23 protein-coding genes are annotated in these 19,803 nt (G+C 65.8%); 12 read left to right on the top strand and 11 right to left on the bottom strand.

The genetic code is table 11. The annotated features are described in order from the left end of the window. Positions 1-14: 14 nt before the first annotated feature. Together E8P82_RS01260 and E8P82_RS01255 are read right to left on the bottom strand one after the other, a co-directional pair. Positions 15-1,016: an NADP-dependent oxidoreductase gene (locus E8P82_RS01260; protein ID WP_136452670.1), complete on the bottom strand. Its 1,002-nt coding sequence runs from the start codon at positions 1,014-1,016 to the stop codon at positions 15-17. Between the two features lie 66 nt (positions 1,017-1,082). Then, a complete protein-coding gene (locus tag E8P82_RS01255; RefSeq protein ID WP_168796464.1) occupies positions 1,083-1,820 on the bottom strand; it encodes a maleylpyruvate isomerase family mycothiol-dependent enzyme in 738 nt (245 codons plus the stop codon). 61 nt (positions 1,821-1,881) lie between these two features. On the opposite strand from E8P82_RS01255, the gene E8P82_RS01250 reads away from it, so the two are divergent. Next, entirely contained in the window at positions 1,882-2,424 is a 543-nt protein-coding gene (locus E8P82_RS01250; RefSeq protein WP_136452668.1) for an acyl-CoA thioesterase, read from the top strand. A 31-nt stretch (positions 2,425-2,455) separates the two neighbouring features. Here E8P82_RS01250 and E8P82_RS01245 read toward each other — a convergent pair whose 3' ends face one another. Next, complete coding sequence (locus E8P82_RS01245) at positions 2,456-3,790, bottom strand: APC family permease (protein ID WP_136452667.1); 1,335 nt, start codon at positions 3,788-3,790, stop codon at positions 2,456-2,458. Between the two features lie 185 nt (positions 3,791-3,975). Here E8P82_RS01245 and E8P82_RS01240 point away from each other — a divergent pair, with 185 nt between their 5' ends. The 4 genes from E8P82_RS01240 to malQ all read left to right on the top strand — a co-directional run bounded on the left by E8P82_RS01240 (position 3,976) and on the right by malQ (position 8,779). Next, a complete protein-coding gene (locus tag E8P82_RS01240; RefSeq protein WP_136452666.1) occupies positions 3,976-5,361 on the top strand; it encodes an OFA family MFS transporter in 1,386 nt (461 codons plus the stop codon). Between the two features lies 1 nt (position 5,362). Further along, the gene (locus tag E8P82_RS15470; protein ID WP_425455968.1) at positions 5,363-5,467 is read left to right on the top strand and encodes an MFS transporter small subunit; all 105 of its coding nucleotides are present in this window, start codon (positions 5,363-5,365) and stop codon (positions 5,465-5,467) included. 16 nt (positions 5,468-5,483) lie between these two features. Continuing rightward, positions 5,484-6,521 (top strand): MBL fold metallo-hydrolase, encoded by a 1,038-nt coding sequence (locus E8P82_RS01235; protein WP_246020870.1) that lies wholly within the window; start codon positions 5,484-5,486, stop codon positions 6,519-6,521. 113 nt (positions 6,522-6,634) lie between these two features. Beyond that, complete coding sequence (malQ, locus tag E8P82_RS01230) at positions 6,635-8,779, top strand: 4-alpha-glucanotransferase (protein ID WP_136452665.1); 2,145 nt, start codon at positions 6,635-6,637, stop codon at positions 8,777-8,779. Between the two features lie 80 nt (positions 8,780-8,859). Here malQ and E8P82_RS01225 read toward each other — a convergent pair whose 3' ends face one another. Together E8P82_RS01225 and E8P82_RS01220 are read right to left on the bottom strand one after the other, a co-directional pair. Next, a complete protein-coding gene (locus tag E8P82_RS01225; RefSeq protein ID WP_136452664.1) occupies positions 8,860-9,315 on the bottom strand; it encodes a YtxH domain-containing protein in 456 nt (151 codons plus the stop codon). Positions 9,316-9,387: 72 nt separating this feature from the next. Beyond that, positions 9,388-9,648, bottom strand: coding sequence for a hypothetical protein (locus E8P82_RS01220; RefSeq protein ID WP_211096767.1), 261 nt, complete (start codon positions 9,646-9,648; stop codon positions 9,388-9,390). Between the two features lie 190 nt (positions 9,649-9,838). On the opposite strand from E8P82_RS01220, the gene E8P82_RS01215 reads away from it, so the two are divergent. From E8P82_RS01215 to E8P82_RS01195, 5 genes are all read left to right on the top strand, one after another. Next, positions 9,839-10,645, top strand: a complete 807-nt coding sequence (locus tag E8P82_RS01215; RefSeq protein WP_136452663.1) for a DNA-formamidopyrimidine glycosylase family protein — start codon at positions 9,839-9,841, stop codon at positions 10,643-10,645. Positions 10,646-10,866: 221 nt separating this feature from the next. Beyond that, positions 10,867-11,772: an ROK family protein gene (locus tag E8P82_RS01210; RefSeq protein WP_136452662.1), complete on the top strand. Its 906-nt coding sequence runs from the start codon at positions 10,867-10,869 to the stop codon at positions 11,770-11,772. Positions 11,773-11,889: 117 nt separating this feature from the next. After that, positions 11,890-12,522 (top strand): uracil-DNA glycosylase family protein, encoded by a 633-nt coding sequence (locus tag E8P82_RS01205; protein ID WP_136452661.1) that lies wholly within the window; start codon positions 11,890-11,892, stop codon positions 12,520-12,522. 267 nt (positions 12,523-12,789) lie between these two features. Beyond that, positions 12,790-13,584, top strand: coding sequence for a MerR family transcriptional regulator (locus E8P82_RS01200; protein WP_246020869.1), 795 nt, complete (start codon positions 12,790-12,792; stop codon positions 13,582-13,584). After that, on the top strand, positions 13,581-13,787 hold the full coding sequence (locus E8P82_RS01195) for a hypothetical protein (protein ID WP_136452659.1): 207 nt from the start codon (positions 13,581-13,583) through the stop codon (positions 13,785-13,787). Before E8P82_RS01200 ends, E8P82_RS01195 begins: the two co-directional genes overlap by 4 nt. Before the next feature lie 512 nt (positions 13,788-14,299). Here the strand turns inward: E8P82_RS01195 and E8P82_RS15465 are convergent. Together E8P82_RS15465 and E8P82_RS01185 are read right to left on the bottom strand one after the other, a co-directional pair. Continuing rightward, positions 14,300-14,581 (bottom strand): PLD nuclease N-terminal domain-containing protein, encoded by a 282-nt coding sequence (locus E8P82_RS15465; protein ID WP_136452658.1) that lies wholly within the window; start codon positions 14,579-14,581, stop codon positions 14,300-14,302. Positions 14,582-14,841: 260 nt separating this feature from the next. Further along, a complete protein-coding gene (locus tag E8P82_RS01185) occupies positions 14,842-15,063 on the bottom strand; it encodes a hypothetical protein (protein ID WP_136452657.1) in 222 nt (73 codons plus the stop codon). Positions 15,064-15,136: 73 nt separating this feature from the next. Here E8P82_RS01185 and E8P82_RS01180 point away from each other — a divergent pair, with 73 nt between their 5' ends. Further along, positions 15,137-16,507, top strand: a complete 1,371-nt coding sequence (locus tag E8P82_RS01180) for a hypothetical protein (RefSeq protein ID WP_136452656.1) — start codon at positions 15,137-15,139, stop codon at positions 16,505-16,507. A gap of 7 nt (positions 16,508-16,514) precedes the next feature. On the opposite strand, the gene E8P82_RS01175 is transcribed toward E8P82_RS01180, so the two are convergent. Further along, a complete protein-coding gene (locus E8P82_RS01175; protein ID WP_211096766.1) occupies positions 16,515-17,123 on the bottom strand; it encodes a nucleoside/nucleotide kinase family protein in 609 nt (202 codons plus the stop codon). A gap of 134 nt (positions 17,124-17,257) precedes the next feature. Between E8P82_RS01175 and E8P82_RS01170 the strand changes: the two genes are divergently transcribed. Further along, positions 17,258-18,142: a DUF2268 domain-containing putative Zn-dependent protease gene (locus E8P82_RS01170; protein ID WP_136452655.1), complete on the top strand. Its 885-nt coding sequence runs from the start codon at positions 17,258-17,260 to the stop codon at positions 18,140-18,142. A gap of 63 nt (positions 18,143-18,205) precedes the next feature. Here E8P82_RS01170 and E8P82_RS01165 read toward each other — a convergent pair whose 3' ends face one another. From E8P82_RS01165 to E8P82_RS01155, 3 genes are all read right to left on the bottom strand, one after another. Further along, on the bottom strand, positions 18,206-18,496 hold the full coding sequence (locus tag E8P82_RS01165) for a DUF1905 domain-containing protein (RefSeq protein WP_246020868.1): 291 nt from the start codon (positions 18,494-18,496) through the stop codon (positions 18,206-18,208). Between the two features lie 98 nt (positions 18,497-18,594). Further along, positions 18,595-19,308, bottom strand: coding sequence for a hypothetical protein (locus tag E8P82_RS01160; protein WP_136452654.1), 714 nt, complete (start codon positions 19,306-19,308; stop codon positions 18,595-18,597). Beyond that, entirely contained in the window at positions 19,305-19,691 is a 387-nt protein-coding gene (locus E8P82_RS01155) for a PadR family transcriptional regulator (protein ID WP_136452653.1), read from the bottom strand. The genes E8P82_RS01160 and E8P82_RS01155 overlap by 4 nt, the downstream gene beginning before the upstream one ends. Between the last annotated feature and the right edge of the window lie 112 nt (positions 19,692-19,803).

Below are 19,803 nucleotides of genomic sequence, written 5' to 3'. Positions count from 1 at the left end.
CGCCTCGGGTCGACCTAGATCCGCACGAGCATCTTGCCCGTGTTCGCCCCGTTCATCATGTCGAAGAAGGCGTCCAGCGCATGGTCGATGCCGTCCACCACCGTCTCGTCGAAGACGATACTGCCCTCCTGGAGCCACCCGGTCATCTGCTCGGCGAACTCGCCCTGCAGGTCCTGGTGCTGGCCCACGGTGAACCCCTCGAGTCTGAGGGATCGCGTGACGAGGTTGGACAGATTGTCCGGCCCGGGGGAGCGCTCGGTGCTGTTGTACTGGGAGATCGCCCCGCACAATGCCACACGTCCGCTGGTGTTCAGCCGGTCCAGGGCCGCCTCGAGGTGATCCCCGCCGACGTTGTCGAAGTACACGTCGATCCCCTCGGGCGTCAGGGTCCGCAATTGCTGCCGGACGGGTGCGTCCTTGTAGTTGAAGGCCTCGTCGAAGCCGTACTTCTCCTTGAGGACCGCGACCTTCTCCGCCGATCCGGCCGAGCCGATGACCCGCGACGCTCCGAGTTTCCTGGCCACCTGACCGGCGATCGTGCCGACGGCACCCGCTGCACCGGAGATGAAGACGCTCTCCCCTTCGGCCAGGCCGGCGATGCGCTTGAGGCCCACGTACGCGGTCAGACCGGTCATGCCGGCGGCCCCGAGGAAGACGGACAGGGACAGGGCGGTCTCGGGCAGGGCCGAGAAGTGCGCCGCCGGCCCCTGGGCGACATCACGCCAGCCGTAGCTGTGAAGCACTGCGGTACCCACGGGAAGGGCGTCCGACGTCGAGTCGATCACGTGGCCCACCGCGGCCCCGGTCATCGTCTCGTTCAGGCCGAACGGCGGGATGTAGGACTTCGCGTCGTTCATGCGCCCACGCATGTACGGGTCGACGGACAGGAACTCGTTGCGCACCCGCACCTCGTCCGGACCGAGCTCGGGGAGCTCCACGCTCACGGTCCTGAAGTTCTCGCTGGTCGGCGTGCCGACGGGACGTGCGACGAGCTGGATCTGCGTACTGCGGGTCATGACTGCTCCTGATGCTGGATCGATCGATGCTGCGACTCAGTTATTAGCCTAGGGCAATTATTTCGCTCAGAGAGCCCGGGCCAGCCGTTTCCGCAGCTCGACCGCAGTATCCGGAGCGCCCTCGGGCTGCGGTCCTCGTCCCCACAGCCAGAGGAGCATCTCCTGGGCCTCCGCACGCAGCGTCGCCTGCCCCTCGGCGGGGACATCGCGCTCGACGACGGCGCGCTGGGGGTCGAGCCGCACGTCCCACGAGTGTGCGCCGACCTCGAGCCGGATGGTTCCTCCCGAGGCATCCGGGTCGGGCTTCCCACGGACGAACATGACGAAGAACACCTCGTCGATCCCGTCGAGCGCGAGGTCGGGATCCAGGGGCGTCGTCGGCCCGGCCGCCGCCTCCTCGAGGTCGAAGCGGTGGATCATGGTCTCGAGCGTCAGCCGCCGGATCCAGAAGCCGACGGTCTGGTCCTCGGGCACCCAGCTCTCGGCGCGATCCGCCGGCTCGTGGGAGTCGAACTGCTCCGTCAGACGTGTGTAGCAGTGGGCCAGGAGTGCCTGCGGCGGAAGGCTCCCGACACTCAGCGGCGGCCAGCCGTGACTGGGCTTCTCGCCCGTCCTGATCGTCTCGGCCTTGTGCAGGAAGACGATCGCCGTGTGCCGGACGAGATCCTCCCCGTTCCAGCCCGGACAGGCCGGAACAGAACGGTCGAGTGTGGGCTGCACGAGGTCCGAGAGGGCGGAGTATTCCCGGTCCAGGAGCTCCCTGTACCGGTCGAAGGGAAGGGCATAGGGAGAGGGTCGGCTCATGCCTTGAGTGTAGGCGCGCACCCGGGACCCGGCGATGTTACTGCCGGGTAATGTGACAGGCATGCATCTGATCTTCCGCACTCTGCTGCTGCTCCTGACGTCCCGTCGCCGCCCGCCGCTCAGCATCTGGTCGGCGGGCAGTGTGCGGATGAGGGTCCTGCTGACCGATATCGACATCGCGATGCACATGAACAACGGAATGTACTTCTCGGTGTTCGATCTCGGACGGTTCGACCTCATGGTGCGAAGCGGCGTGTGGCAGATGATGCGCCGCCGCGGCTGGAGTCCGGTGGCCGCAGGGGAGACCATCAGCTTCCGCAAGTCGCTCACGCTCGGCCGGCGGTACACCATCGAGACGCGCATCCTGGGACTCGACGAGCGCGCCATCTACTTCGAGCAGCGCACCGTGGTGGACGACGAGATCTACGCGCGCGCCGTCATCGCCACGCGCCTCGTCTCCGCCTCCGGCCCGGTGAGCAACGAGGAGATCATCGCGACGTTCGGCGCACCGCCGGAGGACCTGGTCCTGCCGGAATGGATCCACCAGTGGCGGATCGACAACGCCCTGCCGAGTACCCGCAGGCCTGCGCCGCACGCCTGGTAGAGCAGGTCGCGTCCCAGGAAGGGACGGGGAGTCAGCGCCTGGTGGACTCGGTCGACGTCGAGCGACTGCGGACGAGTGCCTGGATGCCGAACAGTGCCAGGCCCACCGCGAGGAGAATCCCCGCGCGGAGCCAGATCTCGCCGCTCTGCTGCGTCAGGAGCAGGAGGCAGGAGGCGATGGCGAGGTAGGGGAAGATCACCGGGATACGGAAGTGCCGGTGGTTCACCTTCTCCTTCCGCAGCACGATCACGGCGATGTTGGTGCTCAGGAAGACGAACAGCAGGAGCAGGACCACGGTCTGCGCCAGGGACTCGAGCCCGCCGGTGAGCGTGAGGGCCATCGCAACCAGCGTCGTGGCGATGATCGCCACCCACGGAGTGCGCCGGTGCGGCAGGACGCGGTCGAAGATCGAGGGGAACAGGCCCTGCTCGGACATGCCGTAGGTGATGCGGCTGGACATGATCATGGTGAGTAGCGCGCCATTGGCGACCGCCACGAGCGCCACGAGGCTGAAGAGCCAGTTCGGTATGCCGGCCCCGGTGGCGGCGACGACGTCGAGCAGCGGCGAGGTGGAACCGGCGAGTTCCTCGGGAGGAAGGGCGATCGAGGAGGCGAGACCGATCAGGAGATACACCAGCCCGGCGGTGAGGAGCGCACCGAACAGTGCGCGGGGATAGACGCGGCTGACGTCCCTGACCTCCTCCGCGACGTTGGCGGAGACCTCGAAGCCCACGAACGAGTAGTAGGCGATCAGCGAGGCCGACAGGACCGCCGTCGCCGGACCGACGCCCGGAGGGAACTCGGTGACCCGGGAGACATCGCCGTTGCCGGCACTGATGAAGATGCCGACGACCACGATCACCAGCACCAGCCCGGAGACCTCGATGACGGTCATGACCACGTTGCTGCGCACCGATTCCTTGATACCGCGCATGTTCAGCAGGCCGAGCAGCACCAGGAACACGAGTGCTGCGGGAATCACCGGCACATCGATGAACGTGGTGAGGTAACCGCCGGCGAAGGCCTGCGCCAGGCCGGCCGCGCTCGTCACCCCTGCCGCGAGCATGCAGAAACCGACCAGGAACGAGATGAACGGCTTCTTGAACGCACGTTCGGCGAAGACCGCAGCACCGCCGGCCTTGGGATACTTGGTCACGAGTTCTGCGTAGGAGCCGGCGGTCAGCAGCGCCAGCGCCAGTGCGACCATCAGCGGGATCCAGATGGCGCCACCGACCTCGCCTGCGATTACGCCGACCAGCGCATAGACGCCGGCGCCCAGGACGTCGCCGAGGATGAACAGGTAGAGCAGCGGCCCGGTGATGCCACGCTTCAATCGGGTATCGGGAACCTGCTCAGCTGTGGCCATGGCGTCAGTCTAGGTGAAACGCCAAGCAGGCTGGGTAGTGAATTCTGATCCGCTCGGCGATGCGGAACCGCCGGATCAGCGTGTGTTCGAGCACTGAATTTGCGTCTTTTCCTGTGATACAGCGCATAATGATGTTCGTCACCCACGGCCGCTGGCGGCCACCGACTTTCGCAGAGAGATTCTTCATGAGCTGGCTCAGCCGCGACCGGACGATCGCGCCCCCCAGATTCAACAGATGGCTCATTCCGCCGGCGGCGCTGGCCGTGCACCTGTGCATCGGCCAGGCCTACGCCACCAGCGTGTACAAGACGGCGCTGGTCACGCACTTCGATGCCAGTCTGACCCAGATCGGCATCATCTTCTCCATCGCGATCGTGATGCTGGGCCTTTCCGCAGCTGTCCTGGGCACCTGGGTCGACCGCAACGGCCCGCGCATGGCGATGTTCACTTCCGCACTGCTGTGGACCTCCGGCTTCCTGGTGGGCGCACTGGGAATCTTCACCAATCAGTTGTGGCTTGTCTACCTGGGATACGGCTTTATCGGAGGTATCGGGCTGGGGATCGGCTACATCTCTCCCGTATCGACGCTCATCAAGTGGTTCCCCGACCGCCCCGGGCTCGCCACGGGCATGGCGATCATGGGATTCGGTGGCGGCGCCCTCGTCGCCAGCCCGCTGTCCACCCAGCTGCTGCGGCTGTACGACCCGGACTCCGGCGTCGAGGGCTGGGTGGCGAGCGGCGACGCCGTCGGCAAGCTGTTCCTGACCCTCGCGGCGGTCTATCTCGTCTACATGATGTTCGGCGCGTTCACCATCAAGGTCCCGGCGGAGGGCTGGAGGCCCGCGGGATTCGATCCGGCGAAGCTGAAGACCCGCAAACTCATCACCACGGACAACGTCTCGGCAGCCAATGCGATCAGGACCCCGCAGTTCTGGTTCGTCTGGATCGCCCTGTTCTGCAACGTGACCGCGGGCATCGGCATCCTCGAGCAGGCCTCGCCCATGATCCAGGACTTCTTCCGCGGCGCCGACGGTACGACGGCGGTGTCGGTCGCGGTCGCGGGCGGCTTCGTCGGCCTGCTCTCGATCGGCAACATGGGTGGGCGCTTCCTCTGGTCGACGGCGTCGGACGCCATCGGCCGCAAGCGCATCTACATGGTCTACCTCGGCGTCGGCGCCGTGCTGTACGTGGTGCTGGCCCTCGCCGGGTCCTCGACCACGCTCCTGTTCGTCGCCATGGCGGTCATCATCATCTCGTTCTACGGCGGCGGATTCTCCACTGCTCCGGCGTACCTGCGGGATCTGTTCGGCACCTTCCAGGTCGGTGCCATCCACGGCAGGCTGCTGACCGCCTGGTCCGCCGCGGGTATTGCCGGGCCCCTGATCGTCAACGCCTTCCTCGATTCCCAGGGGACGCCAGGGGAACTGACGGCCGGCGCGTACCAGCCGGCACTGCTGACCATGGTGGTTCTCCTGATCATCGGTTTCATCGCCAATCTGCTCGTCAAGCCCGTCGATACCCGGTTCCACGAACCTGACCGGAACACCGAACACCTAGTGAAGGAGGCCTGACATGGCCGCAGCACGACTCGCATTCGTCTGGGCACTCGTCGGGCTCCCGCTCGTCTACGGAGTGACCCAGACCCTCATCCGCGTCTCGGCACTGTTCGGCGGCTGAGGACGCCCCACTACGCATGGACGACACGGATGAACGGCACCCCACCTCCCCGGCGGACGGTGGGGTGCCTGCGTTGGAGGAGGTGCGCGAGGACGTCTGGGCGCTCGCGCAACCGATGCCCGGAGGTCATCTCGCGTACTCGTTCAGCTACCTGCTGCGCAGGGACGACGGCGGTGTCCACGTCATCGACCCCGGGTGGGACTCGGCTGCGAACTGGGAGCGGCTGCTGTCGGCGCTCACGACCCTCACGCCCGGACGCGCGGGTGCCGACGCTGTAACCGGCATCATCGGAACGCACCTGCATCCTGACCACGTCGGCCTGGCGGCCCACCTCCGGGCCGCCTCCGGTGCTCCGTTGGCGCTGCACGGCGTGGAGCGGCGGGTGCTGGAGAGGCACAGCACCCGCCTGCTGGACCTCGACGAGGCCCTTGCCCGGCTGGAGGCGTGGGGTGTACCGGAGGGGCGACGGCGCGAACTGGTCGGCTTCGTCGATCGTTCCCCAGAGCATCTGGCGCTGTCCGTGGATCAGGACCTCGTGGACGGTGAGCTCCTGGACCTCCCGGGGTTCCGCGTCGAGGTGATGGCGACGCCCGGTCACACCGCCGGGCACATCTGCCTGCGTGACGACGAGCGTGGTCTCCTCTACACCGGGGACCACGTGCTGCCGACGGTGTTCGCCGGTCTCGGACTCGGGGGTCCCACGGCGTCGAACCCCCTGGCCGACTACATCGTGTCCGTGGCGAGGCTCGAACCCTACGGCAGCTACGAGGCGCTCCCCGGCCACGAGCACCGTTTCCGCGGTCTTGCAGAACGGGCTCGTACGTGCCTGGACCACCACCTGGTGCGCACCAGGGAGGTCGCGGCGATCCTCGAGGGGACCACGCCCGGTTCCGGCGGCCCCAGTATCTGGGAGATCGCCTCCCGGCTGACCTGGACGGCGAGATGGAACGGACTCGCAGGTCTGCATCTGCTCTCCGCTCTTCGCCAGACCGAGATGCACGTGGATTTCGTCACGGCCGGTCTACCGCTCGACGGAACCCTTCCGACGGCCTGAGGAACACATCCCGAGGATCGAGGCCGGAGAATCACGGGGAGCGCGTAGCGCGGCCGACGGCGCCGGGAGTCCGCCGAATACCCGTCAGGCCTCCGCTCGCCTAGATTGAAGGGATGCCCGATTCGACACAGCCCCACCAAGCCGCGCCGCTCGTCACATCCCTCCTCGAGGAGCTCGCTGCAGCTCACCGCGTGGGAACCACGTTCAAGGGGTGGGACGGCAAGCCTGCCCGCGTGGCCCCGGAAACCCTCGTCGCCGTGCTCGCGGCCATGGGAGTCGATGTCTCCTCTGATGCCGTGATCGAGCGGGCGCTCGCCGACGTCGAGCGTGCCCCCTGGCGCTCCGTCCTCCCCGACGTCGTCGTGGTGCGCCGCAGCGACACCGAGCCGGTGACTCTCCACACGCCCGCCGGTGCCGAGGTGGAGCTCTGGGTGGTCGACGAGGACGGTCTGCGCCACAACGGCACCGTGGGTGAGGCGACGCAGACCATGACCGTCGACGGACAGGATCTGGAGCGGCGCGAGGGACGCATTCCGGGGGAGCTGCCGCTGGGCTGGCACACGCTCCACGCGAGCGTCGAGGGGCAGGAGTCCTCGTGCACCTTCGTGGTCACACCGGATCGGCTGAGTACGACGGCGGCCCTCATGGACCGCCGCAGCTGGGGACTCATGGCCCAGCTCTACTCCGTGCGCTCCGCCGGGTCCTGGGGCATCGGGGACCTCGCCGATCTGGGGCAGCTGGCGCGGGCCACGGCCGACAGGGGCGGGGACTTCGTGCTGGTGAACCCGCTCCACGCGGCGGAGCCGACGCCTCCCGTGGAACCCTCGCCCTACCTCCCCACCACGCGGCGTTTCTTCCACCCGCTCTACCTGCGCATCGAGGACATCCCCGAGTACTCCCGCCTCGACCACGCCGCGCGCGCCCGCGTGGACGAGCTCGCAGCAGGTTTCGAGCAGGCCAACACCGCCGCCGACCTGCTCGACCGCGACTCGTCCTATGCCGCGAAGCTCGAGGCACTCGAGCTCCTGTTCGCCGTGGAGCGTCCCGAGCAGCGCCAGCACGGCTTCGACGCCTACCGTTCACGCCAGGGCCAGGGACTGACCGATTTCGCCCTCTGGTCCACGCTCGCGGAGACTTTCGAGCCCGGCGCACGAGCCTGGGACGACGTCGGACGGCCGGGATCGCAGGGCGCCCGTGAGTTCGCCGAGCGTCACGCCGAGCGCATCGAGTTCCATGCATGGCTGCAGTGGCTGCTCGACGAGCAGCTGCAGGAGGCGCAGCTGACAGCGACAGGCGTCGGAATGACGATCGGGGTGGTGCACGACCTCGCCGTGGGTGTGCACCCGAGCGGTGCCGACGCCTGGGCGCTGCAGGACGTCCTCGCGTCCGGTATCAGCGTGGGAGCGCCGCCGGACATGTTCAACCAGCACGGCCAGGACTGGAGCCAGCCGCCCTGGCATCCGCGGCGGCTGGCCGCATCGGGGTATGCGGCCTTCCGCGACATGCTCCGTAACATCCTCACGCACGCCGGGGGGATCCGGGTGGATCACATTCTCGGGCTCTTCCGGTTGTGGTGGATCCCGCAGGGACAGGCGCCCGGGGCCGGCGCCTACGTCTACTACGACCACCAGGCACTCATCGGCATCCTGGCCCTCGAAGCGGAACGGGCGGGCGCGATCGTGATCGGTGAGGACCTCGGTGTCTTCGAACCGGGCGTCCAGGAGTATCTTGCCGAGCGGGGGATCTTCGGTACCTCGATCCTCTGGTTCGAACAGGACGAGGACGGGCCCCTTGCCCCCGAGACGTATCGTGCAGCGTGCCTGACGACGGTGACCGTGCACGATCTGCCGCCGAGCGCCGGCTACCTCGAGGGAGAGCACGTGGTGTTGCGGGAGGAGCTCGGTCTGCTCAGCCGGCCCGTCGAGGAGGAGCAGGCCGAGGACCGCGCGGTCCAGGAGAAGTTCTTCCGGCTCCTGCGCGAGCGCGGCCTGCTGGGCGAGGCCCCGGGGCTTCAGCAGACGGTCGAGGCACTGCACGCCTTCATCGGCCAGACCCCGTCGGTGCTGCTCGGCGTCGCGCTCGCCGACGCCGTGGGCGAGCGCCGCACCCAGAACCAGCCCGGCACCGACGACGAGTATCCCAACTGGCGCATACCGCTGGCCGACGCCGGGGGAAGGGCGGTGCTCGTCGGGGACCTCGCCGGGAACGAGCGCTTCGCCTCCCTCATCGCCGCACTGGGGCTGCCTTCCGGGAACTGAGCTCTTGGCCGGCAAGGCGTACTGACGACGAAGGGCCCCGGCAGCAACCGGGACCCTTCGTCACGCGATAGTGCGGATGTCTACTTCCCGAAGTCCTTGCCGAGCTCGGGGCGCGTGTCCTCGTCCTGTGCCTGGAACGGCTGATCCTCCAGCTCCCACGGGTCCCCGCCGCTCGGGCCCGTACGACCCGAGCCGCCACTGGTGCCATCGGTTCCGCCATCGGTCCCACCGGTTGTCGACGTCGTCGAGGAGGTCGTTCCGTCGGCGCCGGAACGCTCAGCGGACTGCTGGGAGTCCTTCCCCGCGTCCTTACCACCCGAACCGCTCGTCGGCAGGGCATCCTTCAGGGCGTCCTGCACCTCCGGAGCCTTGTCCTTGATGGTCTCGGCGGTGTTGCTCACGGTGTCCTGGACCTTGGGGTTGCCCCACAGTTCCTGTGCCTTCGACTTGAGCTGTTCGTAGCTGTCACGACCGGCCCGGGCGCCCAGGACATAGCCGACCGCCATTCCTGCGCTGAAAACCAGTTTGTTCTTCATGTCGTTCTCCCTCCGATGGACTGCGTTCCCTGATGAATCTAGACCATTGGGCCTGCAGGTGATCGCCTGTGTTCAGGAGGATCGCAGCAGGGGCCGTACGACGTCGGACTGCGAAGGTCGAACGGGGTCCGACTGCGGCTGCTTCTCGCGCCGGTCCAGTTCCTCCGCGAGTTCCTCCTGGCGGATCTCCGTCTCCAGGGACGGCTCGCCGGCGTGGATGTACTCGTAGTCGAGTTCGCGGTGGATCTTGCTGTTGAGGATTTCGACCTCGGGCAGGTCGAGTGCGGCGAGGTCTTCCGGGAAGTCTTCGGATGGCGACAGTCTGGTGGTCATGGGGCCTTGTTCTCCGGTACGAGGATGACACGAGAATCGGGCCCTCTTCTGGACCGCGCACGCCGGAAAGGCCCGGCGAATCAATAGCGTATCCGGCAGGGATGGATAACGGAAGCGATGTCCGTTGATTCCAGGGGCGTGTCGGTGGCAAAAGTTAGCCTGTTGCTCCTAGTGGTGGAGGGGAGGGCGCGTGCCCGAGGGTGACAGCGTGTTCCGTCTCGCCGGGCGTCTGCGGAGGTCTCTCGATGGTCGGACGCTGATCCGCGGCGATCTCAGGGTGCCGGCCCACGCGGCCGAGGCGCTCGACGGTGCGCGGGTACTGGAGCACGAGACGCACGGCAAGCACCTGTTGACCCGCTTCTCCGGCGGTCTCACGCTCCACACGCACCTCCGCATGCAGGGGTCCTGGACGGTGACCGTTCCCGGCAGGAGGCTGCCCCCGAACGTGCTGTCCGAGGTGCGCGTCATCCTGGCCGTGGAGAGCGGGCCTACCGCCTACGGGCTGAATCTGCCGGTCGTCGAGTTGGTGGCCTCCCGGTCGGAGCGCGACGTCGTCGGGCACCTGGGACCCGATCCGCTCCGCGCCGACTGGTCTGCCGCCGAGGCGGTCCGAAGACTTCGGCGCGATGCCGGCCAGCGGGTCATTGCAGCGCTGCTCGACCAGCGCAACGTGGCAGGCTTCGGCAACCTCTGGGCCAACGAGCTCTGTTTCCTCCGCGGTCTCCACCCGGACACGGTCATGGCCGACGTCGACGTGCCGGCCTTGGTGGCCCTCGGCGCCCGTTGCCTGCGTTTCTCCGCTTTTCGGCCCGGAGCGCATCAGGTCACCACGGGGAACACGCGCCGGGGCGAACAGCACTGGGTGGCCGGGCGTGGGGGAAGACCGTGCCAGCGCTGCGGGACCACCGTGCAGGTCAGGGCCGAGGTGCCCGGGGACCCCGGTCGACGTCGGACCTGGTGGTGTCCGCACTGCCAGCCGATGAAGGGAACGGTATAGCGATCGCAGGCCTGGACGGCCGGTGCGCGGTGGTGCGACCGGTGGGAGGATGGAGGCGACCCGACCGCCGATCCCGCGAGGTTGACCATGTCCCGGACGCTCTTGATGCTCGACAGAATGCCCGACGAACCCCGAGCCGTCACCTGCTGCAGCATTACGGGGACGCCGGAGGTCCGGCTCGAACCGGGTTGCGGGCTGTTGCCGGAGCGGACGGCCGTCCTGTGATCGCCGGGATCGAGACCGGCGGGACCAAGGTGATCTGCGCCGTCGCCGATCGGCAGGACCCGGGCACCATTCTGGCCGACACGCGGATCGAAACCACTTCACCCGAGGAGACGCTCGCGGCGATTCGTGACTTCCTCGCAGATCACGCCGACGACGGACGCTTCGACGCCGTGGGGATTGCCTCGTTCGGGCCGGTCGATGTCGACGTCGAGTCGCCCCGGTTCGGGTGGATCACCTCCACCCCGAAACCCGGTTGGCGCAGCACGGATCTGCTGGAGAACCTGCACCTCGCGTCAGGAACGCCTGTGCGGCTGGTGAGTGATGTCACCGGGGCCGCCCTCGGCGAGCACCGGTCCGGCGCCGGACGGGGGGTCAGTGACCTCGCCTATGTGACGGTCGGAACGGGGGTCGGTGCGGGTCTCGTGGTCGACGGCGGTCCGCTCTCCTGGCGCAGCCATCCCGAACTGGGTCATATCCTGGTTCGGAGGCACCCCCGCGACCGGTTCGCCGGCAATTGCCCGTTCCACGGCGACTGCCTCGAGGGTCTTGTATCGGGGCCAGCGATCGAAGCCCGGTGGGGCAAGCCCGGAACCGACCTCGGCCCGCGGCAGCAGGAGTCCGTCGTACTGTCCGGCTACTACATCGCCCAACTGCTCGCGACCATCACCTACGCGACTGCTCCGCAGCGGATCATCGCCGGCGGTGGCGTCATGAAGACCCCGGGCCTGCTCGACGTCGTTCGGGAACAGCTGGCGCGGTTGGTGGGCACCGCTCTGGCCGAGCATCCCCTGACGAACCCTGCTGGTGACTACGTGGTGCGCCCTGAGCTGGGAGATGAATCGGGAGTGCGCGGCGCACTGTCGCTGGCGAGTGACGCGATGGACGCGGAGGCCCGGCCGTGAGCCTCCGGTGCAGCCCCTACCGGGGGTCTTCCACCGCTCTGGCGTAGGCTGGAACCTTGCGGGCAGGTTTGCGTCACTTCAGGCGCCGCCCGCGAGGAGGCTGAATTGGTACAGCGTATGGCAGACCCTGCTTATAGGGAACAGCAATGGAATCAGCGGTATGACCCACAGATCGAGGACGTCAATCGGCTCTGTGACACGCTGGCAGAATCCAAGCCGGGGTCATCGGTCCCCTACATCGACCCGATCCACGACGTCGACGGCTGCAAGATCGTCAGTCTTTTCTCCAACCCGGGGCCATCGCTCCCATCAGGCTTCATGTCGTTCGAGAACGACGACCCTGCCTCCATCCGGATGGCCGAGATCTACGACGCCGCCGGTCTGCGGCCCGACGCGTTCATGCCGTGGAACGCCTATCCCTGGTACATCCCGGACGGCAAGGAACGTGCCCTGACGATGGACCAGATTTCCGATGGCGTGAAGCCCCTGCTCTCGTTCCTCCAGCAGGTTCCGCGGGCATCCGCGCTCGTGGCCCACGGCGCCGACGCTCATAAGGCGGCCCGGAGACTCATGAAGCTGGAAAACCGGGCCATCGTCAAGCGCGGGTTCAAGATCTATGAGGTCCGCGCACCAGGAGAGCGAGCGTTCAAGGGGACTCCGGCGAACCAGGAGCTGTGGCTGAAGGACATCCAGTCCGCCTACACCGATGCGATGGGCAGGGCGGGGATCCGCGCAAGCCAGCCGATCTAGATGCGTTGAGCGCCGATGGTGGTGGGGTCGGCGGCGAAATGCAGACGCGATTATGCCGGGAATCCTCGCGGGCCCAGTGTCACCAGGTCCCACCAATGCTCGTTGCCCGTGGCAATCCATTCCGTGGCCGTCACGTCACGGCAGGGGAAAAGCATCACACCTCCATCGTGGTGCGCCACAGCGATGTCCGGTGGCGAAATGCCCCTCCTGCAGCAGTGACTCGGTCTTGACCTTTCCACTGTGGAAGGGTCTCCGATGGGTGATGACATGTTGAGCATAGGAGAGATCGCGCACGCGGCCGGCGTATCGAGGCGGATGCTGCGCCATTGGGAGAGCATCGGGCTGATCGCGCCGGCTGAGGTTGATGAATTCAGTGGCTATCGCCGGTATGCCGTGACTCAGGTGGGTCGCGCCCGAGCGATCGCGGCGCTGCGTGCGGTGGGTTTCGGTCTGGAGACTATCGAGGTTCTACTCGGCCCTGAGCTCAAGCAGCAGCGCCTTGTCGAGCTTCTGCGGGCACGCGAGGGCGAACTGCTCGCCGAGATCGACACTGCCTCCGCACGTCTACGCGAGGTGCGGTCGCGCCTCGTTGCACTCCAGGAAGGAAATGCCACCATGCAGAACATCTGCCTCGGCCCCCTCAATCCACTGAGGCTTGTCGGTCTGCAGTCCCGGGTCACGGACGAGTCCGAGATCGGCACAGCCGTCTCCGCACTGCTCCCGCGGATCAGGCAGCGGGAGGGGCAACTGATGGGCGCTGACGCCGGGATCGTGTTCACCTACGACGGCACCGCGGAGGAGGAGTTCGTGGTGAGCGTAGGCACATTGAGCCCAGCCATGCTCGAGGACGAGCTGCTGCACGTCATAGGGATCCCGGGCGCGGAGCACGGCGTCACGGTCAGCTTCGACGCACCTCCCGCATCGGCGGCTGACATGTGGATGGTGCTCGACAGCACCCTCGAGAAGGAGGGGCTCATCACCACGAATATCTACCGGCAACTGCTCGACGCCGACGGCACCACGACCTTCCAGGCTCCTGTCCGCAGTAGGGAGCCGTCATGACCAGGAGAACCCCTCGAGTCTTCATTGGTTTGCTCATCGCCATGGCACTGATGGCAGCGGCCCTGATCCTGAGTCTGCCGGCACTTTTCGGGCCCTACGAACCTCACCAGTTCTGGATCACAGTGGCGTTGGGAAGCATTACCGCCGTCCTCGGAATCGCCGTGATCCTCCTCCGGCCTTCGAAGCGCACACCCGCCATCTAACTGGGCCACCACAGGAGGCACGGACTCGGTGCGCAGGCAGGGCGGAACTCCGTAGACCGTCGGCATGCGTTGTCGCAGTCGGTGAGGAATGGTGTTGGATGCGTTCCGGCGGATGTGGTGCGAGCCGAAGTCACGGTGAACCAGGGACTGAGAGAGTGCTCATCTCCAGCAGTCAGTCATCGAGTCATTACTTGAGTATTGCGTTCGAGAATCTACCTAGGCGCCCCGGTCGACGTGGTCGGGGTTGGCTTCTCGCCCTGGGGCGATCGGCCATAGTGCCACGCAGGCGGTGGCAGCCAGCCCCGTTACTATCCCGGCGAGCCAGTGAAGTGACATCGGCAGGTCTGTGAACGCATCGAGAACCACATACATGATGAGAGCCACGAGTAGCCCGACGAAAAATGGAAGAGACCGCATGAGAACGAGGATTCCAGCCTTTGACGCGTGAAGTCAAAGCTCAGGTGCCGTGCCTATTCCGCATCAGGAAAGCTTACGGTCCTGGTGCTCGATCCTTATTGATACCCGGCGCTGCTGGTAGGGCCACTGCGGGAATCACGAGTAACCGCAGTAGTGCGGCGGCCGATGACGAACCACAGAAGCGGACCGATCGCAGGAAAGGCCAGCACAACGAGTACCCATACCGCTTGAGTGAGGCCGGTGAGATGGCGAGAACGCGCGATGTCGATAAAGGCCGCGACAAGCAGGAGCGCGAGGAGCAACCCGATCCCGGTGACCAAGAACTCCCAACTAGTAGGAACGAGTGGGTTTGCGCCTTGAGTGGCCCACGCCAGCATCACAGTCCCCCTTGCCTCCAGTCCCTCACAATACGGATTGCCTCCAGTCCCTCACAATACGGACGTCGTTCCATCCTAGGCTTCCACCAGTTGACACTATGACCAGGTGTTCTGAAATTTCCGCTACTGACGAAGAGAAAAGCACGAGTTGTATCGACCACAGAGGTCGTAACGTTGGGGTGGGAGACGCGAAGACCTGCGTGTGGAGCGCGGCGTGTCATGAGTCTGCGCTCGTCGACTGAGGTGTTGGATGCTCCGCCCTAATGCTCGCCCTGCTCATCCTTCTTGGAGGTCAAGTAGGTCGAACCGTCGGCGTTGCGTATCACCGTCCACTGCTCGAGCTGCTCCTGCCGCATCCGCTGCGCTTCGTCGTCGACATAGACGACAGGGCCCGCCGTCGAGCCCTGCTGTGCAGGGCCGAAGAACATGCGTAGCGTTCCCGTGGCCTTCATGAAGCTTGCGGAGAGGGGTCTTCTTTTCACGGGCTGCTCCTTCGTGGCACAGAGCATCATTCTACTGATGATCGTGGCTCGGTCGGAGTTGTAGCATGACGTCGTGCCAGGACTCGTGAATCCGCTGATTCCCCTTGATGCCGCTCGAGTGGGCTCGATCACTGCGGTGCCCGATGCGTCCCGTCCGGTCGCGGCGATCGTTGCTGCGGACTCGACCGTGAGCTGGGTGGTGTGGCCTGATGCCCCGATGCCCGAGACTGCTGTCGGAGAAGCGCAGATGTTGCCCACATCGACCGGAGCGTGGCTCATCTACACGGCCGAGAACGACGACGGCACAGAGATGCTTCAGCGGCGCTCCGCCGTGTTCATCACCGCCCAGGGAGTGGGGGCAGCCTGTGATCTCGGTGTCGGTCAGCCGATGGGCGCTGATGCCGGTGGACTGTGGGTCGGCGATCCGCGACCGGCCTCGAACTGGACGGAATCAGCAGATACCGAGTCGGAAGACCTTGAGGATCCCGAGTTGGAGGGGCTCGATCCCGAGTCGCTGGGTTGGGCGCCGACGGAACCGTTCTGGTCCCGTCCAGTTAAGGAGGAAGCAGCATCCTCGTCAGACGACGGCGGCGGAGAGGAGGGTTTCGGTTACTTTCCCCTTGCGCCGGGTGGCGCCGAATGGGTAGACGGAACCGATTCGGATGACGACGGCGGTCCCGGGCTGGTGCCACGCGCGCCCGGCAAGTCGCTGCCGACCCCTGCCACTGAGCTGGTGCGCATTCACACCGATGGCACGCGCTCTGTGATCGTCGTCGATCACCTCGTGCACGGGGCTGACCTCACGGGAACCAGGCTCACGGTGCAGTACTACCCCACCGGGCCGCGGGAAGTGCAGGATCAGCAGTATGCCGGTTCGACCTTCGTCGACGAGGCCCGCGAAGTCGAGGTTGATGTGAGTGAGGGGCTGCCTGCATCGATCGTCACCGACCGGTTGCCGTCACGACCGGTTCTCGATGACGATGACGATGATTCGTGGTATGCCGATCTTGAGCGCAAGCGGAGCGCCGTCGCCGAGTGGACGGACCGTCTCGACCTGGACAGAGTGGAGGGTGCCAAGTGGACACTGGTGGCCCTGACGGAGGAAGAACGGGCCGAGGCCATCGAAAGGATCCGTGGCCGATTCGAGGGTTTCGATGATCCGTACGTCGTGTGGACGCATGATCATCCGAGCCCTCGTCGATCACCAAGTGATTACCGGAACGTCCACATCACCGAGGAGGGCGGCTGGCCAGCGACGGCGATCGTCGTCTCGTTCGAACACCGCGCAGTGCCCGATCTTCGCCTCCGTAGGCGGTACGGGGTCTTTGACGATGCAGGACGCCCGCGCGAATGGGCCTACGCGACAGTTCACCTCGAGGAGGACATCAGCACCGGTGCTATACCTCCCCGCTCAGCGGCGGTCGACGGCGTCCTGGAGATCTGAGGCCGCGTCACTCAGCATTGTCTGCAGTGTGTAAGGCATTTGACGGCTGCTTCGAGATCATGCGCAAGCTGAGAGCACGGTTATCCACAACGAACGTGGCGCGCTCCCACGGTCGTGCAGCGTCGAAGTAGAGCCGTTGCCCGCCCATGTATCGGCGCATGCTCGGGTGTTCCGGGTCCGGGTTGCTGCCGTCCCTGACCGCCATGCGTGCCGCGGTCTCGGCGAAGGGGACATCGAGGAACACCGAGGCGTCCCAGTGGCCGATCAACTCGTCACGATGCAGGAACATCCCTTCGACGACGACCAGCGCTGCTGCTGGAGCGTGAATCTTCGGAGCCTGTACCGTCCGGTCCGCCACCGGGTGATAGCATGAGGGCGAGTACCACCCGTCTCCTCCTGAGCTGAGGGGGTCGAGTACCAACTCCATCAGCGCCGCATAGTCGTAGGTGTCCTTCCAGAATCCCTCCGGTGAGTTCCGCCCTCTGGCGTGTCGGATGGAGGAGGGATTGAGGAAGTTGTCCGCATGGATGACGACGACAGGCCGATCCTGAACACCGGCTGCGAGTTCGGCGGCGAAGGTGGTCTTCCCACTGCCGTCGACGCCGTCGATGGCCACAACCCGACCGGCAGGTCCGAGTGTGGTCAGAAGGTCGTCGATCAGCGACCCCATGAAATCATCCATGCGGCCATCCTCCCCGAATCAGCGGCGCCGTTGACCCTGACACGACGTCAGTCCGTACTGTCGGAGTCATGACGATCACGATTCTGGACACCAACGCCGGCATGAACGCAGTTCTGACGGCGCCCATGGGTGAGCGGGCTGGTCTCCTGCGCGAGATGCTCACCCCGGTGCAGGGGATGTTCCGGTACTTCCCGGGCGACGTCGACCTGGTCGCGATGCACGCGATGAGCTTCGGATTTCCCGTCGACGACCGTATCGACGAGGTGCTGGACGGCCTCGAGTGTCTCAGGTCGGCCGACGTCTGGACACGCATCGACACCGCAATGAAGGATGCGCTCGGCCTGCAGCTCGCGGCTACCCCGGGGATCACCGTCCCCGACGTCACCGTTCTTCTCGTCCTCGGAGATCCGCGGGATGAGTACTTCATGGGTCCGGTACACGGATTCAGTGGTAATGGCAGCACGACCGGCTTCATCTCACTCACCCTGTGGCCCACCGAGGAGAACCTCGACCGGGTGGAGGCTGCTGCCGTGCACGAGCTCAATCACAATCTGCGGTACGCGCCGGCCGGCGTAACCTGGAATCCTGCCCACGTGCTGGTCGGTGAGCAGATCGTGGCGGAGGGCCTGGCCGATGCTTTCGCCCGGCAACTCTACGGTGACGCGGGGTATACGCCCATCGGGTTGCCGCAGCTACATGACGACGCGGTCTTCGACAAGGTCGTCACCGGTTTGCAGGTTGCCGGTATGCAGCACTTCACCGCATGGGTCCACGGCGATGCGGCCGTCGAACGCTTCGGCGGCGAACCGGTGGGACTGCCGACCGGAGCGGGCTACGCTGCCGGGAACCGCCTCGTCGATGCATATCTGCGTACGTCAGGAAGAACAGCAGCCCAGGCATTGCATGTCCCCAGTCAGGACATCATCGACGTCGCTCTCACTGCTCTGGAGTGATGCCGCTCCACAGCTTGTGGTCGACGCAGCTAGTGGTCAACGCTGTAGGCCTTCGAGGAGGGATCACTCTCCAGGCCGCTTGGTGCCCGGCTCACGAGAGTCGCTCGGAAATCCTGACAGTGACGACGTCGCCGATGTCCTTCCCAATCTTCCCCAGCTTGGCACTGACCGAGAGCATATGACCTCCCACCCCCGTGGGCAGCAGCCCACGGTCAGCGGTTCGCCGTCGACCGTCGCGGACACCTTCACGGCCTTGCCCGTGCCGAACAGTTCCTTCGAATCGGGCACTTCGACGCATGACCACTCGTCACCTCTGACCGTCACTCCGATGGGAGCGGTGAAAGTGAGGTCCATGGGACCTGGAGTGGTGCTCATCGTGATTCCCTTCGTCTATCGACAGGACACCCTCACGGTGCCGCACCGTGTGCGGTGTGTCCAGCCCTCACGTCGCTTCAATTGAGGGCCAGAGTGAGACCGAGTACGGCGAGGGCGTAGATCGGGAACAGCCAATTGGTGACGTGGACAAATATCTTCGTGCCCGTTGCACTGCTCTGTTTCACGGCGAGCGGGTCGATGATGTCGTCGTCGCTCGTGGAGCGGAGAGTCCGGACGGTATTGAAGACCGACTGGGCGATCATGACGAGAGCGCTGCCGATGACGCACGGGAGCGGATCCACTGCGAGCCACGCTTCTGCCGGAGTCTTCGGAGCCACCAAGGCCGAGAACGCCCCTGACAGCGACCCCATCATGACGAGAACCATAAGGATCCAGAAGTGGCGCACTGCTGCATCGATGTAGAGCGGTAAGAGGGCGATCAGCACCACGGGAATGAGCAGAAGGGCGAATTGCGCGGGCGAGACCAGGAGCTGCTCGGCTTGGACCAGGGATACGACGGCCTGACTGAAGAGCAGAAACGCCAGCAGGCCGAGGAGTAGCGGCCAGAGTGACTTGCGCACCCAGGCGAACTGCGGCGTTGATGGGAGCTCGAGTGAAGCGGCGTACTGCCGCGCTGGTCCGAATGCTTCCTTGGCGCTCTGGCCAGTGTCATGCAGAAGCTCGCGTGCGCTGGCCAGGGTGTCACCGATGGCGCTGCCATGGACCTGACGGAGGCGGAGTTCGAGGGTGAGCTCGTCGAACCACTTCTTGTCGCTGGTCTGCTGCATCATACGGAGGGCTCCTTCGGACGTCGTTCGGGATCGAGGTAATCGGTACTGAGCTGACTGAAGTGGAACCAATCGGCGCTGAGCCGAGCGAGTTCGGCGTGTCCGCGCTCAGTGAGGTCGAAGTACTTGCGGCCGGGACCTCCGTCGCCGGCTCTCCACTCGGTCGAGACCAGACCGGCGGTTTCATAGCGCGTGAGGAGCGGGTACAGGGTGCCGCCCTTGATGGTGCCGAAGCCGTGGCGCTCGAGTTCGCTGATGATCGCGTACCCATAGGAGGGCCCGGCGGAGAGGGCACGGAGGGCGAGGAGCCCAAGTGTCGCGCGCAGCCAATCGCTCGGCCACTCGACGCCCTCCGCGGTAGCGGGGCCTGAGGTTGTCACTTCCATGGCTATATTGTCTGTCTAAGTAGTTAGTCTGTAAAGTATCGTACGAAGATGCGCCGACACTCGTCGTCCTGTTTGCCCTTGTCCATAGCCGCACAGGTTGGACGATAGGTTG

This window comes from Arthrobacter echini, from assembly GCF_004803505.1.
Taxonomy (GTDB): domain Bacteria; phylum Actinomycetota; class Actinomycetes; order Actinomycetales; family Micrococcaceae; genus Arthrobacter_D; species Arthrobacter_D echini.
Note: the sequence above shows the minus strand (reverse complement) of the source record. Positions and strands in the feature narration are given on the sequence as shown.

What these genes read in the sequence shown, in the direction of transcription:
- E8P82_RS01260 (WP_136452670.1), bottom strand. Translation starts at nt 1,016, where the DNA reads ATGACCCGCAGTACGCAGATCCAGCTCGTCGCACGTCCCGTCGGCACG.
- E8P82_RS01255 (WP_168796464.1), bottom strand. Translation starts at nt 1,820, where the DNA reads ATGAGCCGACCCTCTCCCTATGCCCTTCCCTTCGACCGGTACAGGGAG.
- E8P82_RS01250 (WP_136452668.1), top strand. Translation starts at nt 1,882, where the DNA reads ATGCATCTGATCTTCCGCACTCTGCTGCTGCTCCTGACGTCCCGTCGC.
- E8P82_RS01245 (WP_136452667.1), bottom strand. Translation starts at nt 3,790, where the DNA reads ATGGCCACAGCTGAGCAGGTTCCCGATACCCGATTGAAGCGTGGCATC.
- E8P82_RS01240 (WP_136452666.1), top strand. Translation starts at nt 3,976, where the DNA reads ATGAGCTGGCTCAGCCGCGACCGGACGATCGCGCCCCCCAGATTCAAC.
- E8P82_RS15470 (WP_425455968.1), top strand. Translation starts at nt 5,363, where the DNA reads ATGGCCGCAGCACGACTCGCATTCGTCTGGGCACTCGTCGGGCTCCCG.
- E8P82_RS01235 (WP_246020870.1), top strand. Translation starts at nt 5,484, where the DNA reads ATGGACGACACGGATGAACGGCACCCCACCTCCCCGGCGGACGGTGGG.
- malQ (WP_136452665.1), top strand. Translation starts at nt 6,635, where the DNA reads ATGCCCGATTCGACACAGCCCCACCAAGCCGCGCCGCTCGTCACATCC.
- E8P82_RS01225 (WP_136452664.1), bottom strand. Translation starts at nt 9,315, where the DNA reads ATGAAGAACAAACTGGTTTTCAGCGCAGGAATGGCGGTCGGCTATGTC.
- E8P82_RS01220 (WP_211096767.1), bottom strand. Translation starts at nt 9,648, where the DNA reads ATGACCACCAGACTGTCGCCATCCGAAGACTTCCCGGAAGACCTCGCC.
- E8P82_RS01205 (WP_136452661.1), top strand. Translation starts at nt 11,890, where the DNA reads ATGGCAGACCCTGCTTATAGGGAACAGCAATGGAATCAGCGGTATGAC.
- E8P82_RS01200 (WP_246020869.1), top strand. Translation starts at nt 12,790, where the DNA reads ATGTTGAGCATAGGAGAGATCGCGCACGCGGCCGGCGTATCGAGGCGG.
- E8P82_RS01195 (WP_136452659.1), top strand. Translation starts at nt 13,581, where the DNA reads ATGACCAGGAGAACCCCTCGAGTCTTCATTGGTTTGCTCATCGCCATG.
- E8P82_RS15465 (WP_136452658.1), bottom strand. Translation starts at nt 14,581, where the DNA reads ATGCTGGCGTGGGCCACTCAAGGCGCAAACCCACTCGTTCCTACTAGT.
- E8P82_RS01170 (WP_136452655.1), top strand. Translation starts at nt 17,258, where the DNA reads ATGACGATCACGATTCTGGACACCAACGCCGGCATGAACGCAGTTCTG.
- E8P82_RS01165 (WP_246020868.1), bottom strand. Translation starts at nt 18,496, where the DNA reads ATGGACCTCACTTTCACCGCTCCCATCGGAGTGACGGTCAGAGGTGAC.
- E8P82_RS01160 (WP_136452654.1), bottom strand. Translation starts at nt 19,308, where the DNA reads ATGATGCAGCAGACCAGCGACAAGAAGTGGTTCGACGAGCTCACCCTC.
- E8P82_RS01155 (WP_136452653.1), bottom strand. Translation starts at nt 19,691, where the DNA reads ATGGAAGTGACAACCTCAGGCCCCGCTACCGCGGAGGGCGTCGAGTGG.